The organism is Roseateles sp. (assembly GCF_039929605.1).
Classification (GTDB): domain Bacteria; phylum Pseudomonadota; class Gammaproteobacteria; order Burkholderiales; family Burkholderiaceae_C; genus Pelomonas.
The window spans coordinates 1-4,890 of sequence record NZ_JBDSQX010000037.1 but is presented as its reverse complement, the minus strand read 5'-3'; the positions used below and the strand labels follow the sequence as shown (position 1 = coordinate 4,890).

Genomic DNA, 4,890 nt, shown 5'->3' with positions numbered 1-4,890 from the left:
ACCGCTGCGTGTCCGAGTTCATTCGCGTGACCGACCAGCTGCTGCCCAGCCGCGTGTTCACGCGCATCGTGCCGGAGCTGAAGAATGGCGGACGCACGGCGGCCGGCGTGCCGGTGCACCCGCAGCTGCTGGGCTCCGACGTGACCTGCCTGGCCGAGAACGCGGCGCGGCTGGCTGAGCACAAGCCCGAAGGCATCGACCTCAACTTCGGCTGCCCGGCCAAATGCGTGAACCGCCACCGCGGCGGCGCCGTGCTGCTGGACGAGCCGGAGCTGATCCACGAGATCGTGGCCGCGGTGCGCCGCGCGGTGCCGGCCGATGTGATGGTGTCCGCCAAGATGCGCCTGGGCTTCATGGACGACAGCAAGACGCTCGACGTCGCCCGAGCCATCCATGCGGCGGGCGCGCAGGAGATCGTCGTGCACGCGCGCACCAAGGCCGATGGCTACAAGCCGCCGGCCTACTGGGAGCGCATCGCCGCCGTGCGCGAGGCGGTGCCCATCACCATCATTGCCAACGGCGAGATCTGGACGGTCGAACACGCCGAACTGGCCCGTGAGCGGAGCGGCTGCGAGCACCTGATGCTGGGCCGCGGCATGGTGGCCGACCCGGGCCTGGCGCTGCGTGTGATCGGCCAACGCGACACGCCGTTGCCGTGGGCCGAGCTGCTGCCGCTGATGCAGGTGTTTTTCGATCAGGTGCGTGGCCACGTCGCGGCCAAGCACCAGGGCGGGCGCCTCAAGCAGTGGCTGCACTACCTGAAGCGCGCCTACCCCGAGGCCGAGGCGGCTTATGCCAAGCTGCGCACCGTCAACGATGCGGACGAGCTAGCCCGCAGGCTGTTCGCCTGACTACCAAGGATCCGAACATGTGTCGATTGCTGCTGTTGTCCCTCGGTCTGGCGCTGGGTGGTGGTGCGATGGCTCAGGCCGTGCATCCCAGCATCCCGGACGTCGAGCTACCGGCCCTCATTGCGAAACTGGACCGGCAGCACTGGGACGCCTTCAATCGTTGCGATATCGCTGCGCTGCAGGCGCTTTATGCGGCGGACGTGGAGTTCTTTCACGACCTCACCGGCCGCATCCTGAACCGCGAGCAGTTCCTCCAGGCCGTGCAGAAGAACATCTGCGGCAAGGTTCAGCGTCGGGCGTTGGAAGGCACGATGGAGATCTACCCCATGGCCAAGCTCGGCGCCCTTGAACTGGGCCGACATTGCTTTGCCGAGGCCGGCCGACCTGTTTGCATCCAGCAAGGCCGCTACACCATCCTATGGCGCTTCGACGGCACCGCGTGGCAGATCGCAAAGGTGTTCAGCTACGACCACCGGCCGATGGCCAATCCCTAGGAGTCAGCGCGCAGGCTCCTAGAAGTCGAACGCCGCCTGCATCGCGTCCGACAGGCTCATGCGCCGGCCCTCCAGCGCCAGTCGGGTGATGTCGGCCGGGTCCAGCTGTCCGGCAAGCCATGCCGCGAGCGTTGCACGGTCGGCGGCCTCGTTGGGCTGGCGCTGCATCTGGCCGTGGGCCTCGAACTCCCGGTCCGCCGTGCCGGCAAGTTGCGCCGCCAGCTGGATCCGGCCGTCTTGCAGATGCAGAAGGGCCAGCGCGTCCAGCGACACCCACAGCTGGTCGTCCAGCGCCAGCCGCCCCAGGCGTCGCGGGCAGTCCAGTGCCACTTCGCGGGCGCGCCCGAAGTGACCCTGCGCGACCAACGCCCCGATCAGGTTGCCCATGATGGAAGCCAGGCAGGCCAGGTCGCCGACGTCACCCGGCGCGGCCAGCAACGCCTCGCCCAGCTGCACGGCCAGGTCCAGCTCGCCGGCTGCGCGGGCCTGGTCGGCCAGATTCAGCCGCGCGCGGTAGACGCCGGCCTCGAAGCCGCCGCGCTCGCACAGCGCCTGCGCCTCGCGGTAGCAGCGCCGCGCCTCCTCGTGGCGGCCCGAGGTGAGGTGCAGCACCGCCTCGGTGGTGAGCCCGCGCTCCAGCACGGCTGCGGGCCAGCCGGGGCTTTCCAGCATGCCGGCAGCGGCCAGCGCCGCGCGGGCCTCGGGGCCGTCTACACGCCAGTTGAAGGCGTGCTCGACCAGAGCCAGGTATTCGCCGCGCTCGTCACCCAGCGCGCGGTACAACCGTGCGGCGCGCTCGGCGGCTTCGCGCGCCAGGCCGGGATGCACGGCGCTGTGGCTGCGCGCGCAGGCCCACCAGAAGCGTGCCAGAACGGGCGTCGGGATGGCGACTGCTTCGGCCTCGTCGGCCAGGAGCGCGGCGAGCGCCAGTGCATGCGGCCGGGCTTGGGTGGCACGCGCCATCCACAACGGCGCGGCAGCGCCGAACAGCGCGGCGGCGCTGGCCAGGTCGTGCTTGCCGGCCCAGGCCAGCGCGGCCCACAGCCCCGCCAGCTCGGGCTCATAACGGGCGGTCCAGACGGTGGGCGACAGCCGCCAGGATTCCTCGTAGGCGTCGTCGAACAGCCAGCGCAGGCCGGCGCAATGCCGCGCCTGGGCCAGCGCGGTCTCATCCGCTGCGGCCAGCTTGTCCAGCGCAAACAGCCGCATCGTCTCCAGCAAGCGGAAGCGCCGCTGCGCGCCGCGGTCGACGCTGAGGAGCGAGCGGTCCACCAGGGCCAGCACGGCCTCTACCGCTGCAGTGGTCGACAGCGTCTCGTCCGCCAGCACCAGCGCCGCGCTCTCCAGCGAGAAGCTGCCGGGGAAAACGGCCAGGCGGCGCAGCACACGGCGCTCGCGCTCGGCCAGCAGCTCGTGGGACCAGCTCAGCGCCGAGGCCAGCGCGTTCTGCCGCGACGGTCGCAGCGCGTCGCCCGGGGCCAGCAGCGTCAGGCGCTGGTGCAGCCGCGCGGCCAGTCCGTCCATGCCCAGCGCGTCCAGGCGCGACGAAGCCAGCTCGATGGCCAGCGGGTTGCAGTCCAGCGCCTCGCAGATGCGGGCGGCCGTGTCGGTGCCGTGGGCGCCGCTGTCGGCGTCGCTGGCGCGCGTGACCAGCAGCCGCTTCGCGTCGGCCAGCGGCAGCGCGGCAACGCGGTAGACACGCTCGCCCTGCGCGTGCAGCGGCAGCTGGCTGGTGACGAGCAGGCTCACCCGCTCGGTGCCGCGTGCGAGCACGTCGACGACGGCGGCAACGTCGGCGGCGCGGTGCTCGGCGTTGTCCAGCACCAGCAGCAGCTTCAGCGCCAAGAGCCGCGCGGGCAGCATCGTGAGCGGGTCGCTGCCGGGTGGCAGGCCGAGGGTGCGCGCGATGGCGGCGGCCACGGGCTCGTCGTCGCGCAGCAGCGTGAGGTCCACCCACCAGGCGCCGTCGGTGAAGTCACCGCGCAGGCGCAGCGCCAGCTCCTGCGCCAGCCGCGTCTTGCCCACGCCCGGGCCGCCGCACAGCGTGACGACCGGGTGGCCGCGCAGCAGCGCCTCGGCGTCGGCCAGTTCGGTCTCCCGGCCGATCAGCGCGGGCAGGCGCATGGCCAAGTTGCCGGTGCTGTGCGGCGTGTCGGCGGCCTCGCCGCTGGCCACGCCCAGCACCGGCAGCGTGAAGCGGTAGCCAAAGCCCGGGATGGTGCCGATGGCCTCGGCGCCGAGCAGCTTGCGCAGCGTGCCCACCTGCACGGCAAGGTTGTTCTCCTCGACGACGACGCCGGCCCAGACGCGCTTCATCAGGTCGTCCTTGGCGAGCAGTTGCCCGGCGCGCTCGACGAAAGCGACCAGCAGCTCGAAGGCGCGCGCCGTCAGCGCCACCTCGCTGCCGCGGCGGAACAGCAGGCGTTCGGCCGGCAACAACTTGTAGTCGCCGAAGCGGTAGTGGGGCGTGGTCATCGTGAGGCGGAATTTATCCAGATTTCAACCCGGCTAAAGGACGCTGCCCACCCCACGGCCGGAGCATGACGCCAGGCCGGTCGATCCCCGCCGGCTCTCTTCAAAGGACTTCGTCATGCCCAAGTTCGTCATCGAAAGAAACATCCCCGGCGCCGGCCAGCTCACGGCCGAGCAGTTGCAGGGCATCTCTGCCACGTCCTGTGGCGTGCTCAGCGACCTCGGCCCCAGCATCCAGTGGGTGCACAGCTACGTGACCGACGACAAGATCTACTGCGTCTACAACGCGCCGGATGAGGCCAAGGTGCGCGAGCACGCGCGGCTGGGCGGCTTCCCGGCGGATGTCGTCGCCCAGGTGCGTCGCATCATCGATCCGGTCACCGCCGAGGTCTGACGCTCACTTCAGCGGATCAGCTCGGCTGCTTGGTGATGCGCAGGTAAGGCTTGGGCGCCTTCCAACCGGCGGGGAACAGCGTCTTGGCGTCTTCGTCCGACACCGAGCCGGCAATGATGACGTCCTCGCCCTGCTTCCAGTTCGCCGGCGTGGCGACCTTGTGCTTGGCGGTCAGCTGCAGCGAGTCCAGCACGCGCACGATCTCGTCGAAGTTGCGGCCGGTCGTCATCGGGTAGGTCAGGATCAGCTTGATGCGCTTGTCCGGGCCGACGATGAAGACCGAGCGCACCGTGGCGTTGGTCGCAGCAGTGCGGCCTTCTGACGTGCCTTCGAGGTCCGCCGGCAGCATGTTGTAAAGCTTGGCGACGTTGAGGTCGTGGTCGCCGATCAGCGGGTACTTGGGCAGGTGGCCTTGCGTCTCCTCGATGTCGGCGGCCCAGCGGTGGTGGTTGTCCACCGGGTCGACGCTCAGGCCGATGAGCTTGGTGTTGCGCTTGGTGAACTCGGGCTCGATCCGTGCCATGTAGCCCAGTTCGGTGGTGCATACCGGCGTGAAGTCCTTGGGGTGCGAGAACAGGATTACCCACTTGTCGCCGATCCATTCGTGGAAATGGATTTTTCCCTGGGTGGTGTCGGCCTCGAAGTCGGGTGCGACGTCATTGATGCGTAGAGACATGAT

The 4,890-nt window shown here is 69.8% G+C and carries 5 protein-coding genes; 3 read left to right on the top strand and 2 right to left on the bottom strand.

Features of this window, described 5'->3' with window-relative positions; genetic code table 11:
- Both ABIS05_RS05580 and ABIS05_RS05575 read left to right on the top strand, forming a co-directional pair.
- On the top strand, positions 1-851 hold an 851-nt coding region (locus tag ABIS05_RS05580), incomplete at its 5' end, for a tRNA-dihydrouridine synthase (protein WP_348012489.1).
- Between the two features lie 17 nt (positions 852-868).
- On the top strand, positions 869-1,345 hold the full coding sequence (locus tag ABIS05_RS05575; protein WP_348012488.1) for a nuclear transport factor 2 family protein: 477 nt from the start codon (positions 869-871) through the stop codon (positions 1,343-1,345).
- A gap of 18 nt (positions 1,346-1,363) precedes the next feature.
- On the opposite strand, the gene ABIS05_RS05570 is transcribed toward ABIS05_RS05575, so the two are convergent.
- Positions 1,364-3,820: a winged helix-turn-helix domain-containing protein gene (locus tag ABIS05_RS05570; protein ID WP_348012487.1), complete on the bottom strand. Its 2,457-nt coding sequence runs from the start codon at positions 3,818-3,820 to the stop codon at positions 1,364-1,366.
- A 115-nt stretch (positions 3,821-3,935) separates the two neighbouring features.
- On the opposite strand from ABIS05_RS05570, the gene ABIS05_RS05565 reads away from it, so the two are divergent.
- Positions 3,936-4,211: a DUF4242 domain-containing protein gene (locus ABIS05_RS05565; protein ID WP_348012486.1), complete on the top strand. Its 276-nt coding sequence runs from the start codon at positions 3,936-3,938 to the stop codon at positions 4,209-4,211.
- 16 nt (positions 4,212-4,227) lie between these two features.
- Here ABIS05_RS05565 and ABIS05_RS05560 read toward each other — a convergent pair whose 3' ends face one another.
- A complete protein-coding gene (locus ABIS05_RS05560; RefSeq protein WP_348012490.1) occupies positions 4,228-4,887 on the bottom strand; it encodes a peroxiredoxin in 660 nt (219 codons plus the stop codon).
- Positions 4,888-4,890 lie beyond the last annotated feature (3 nt).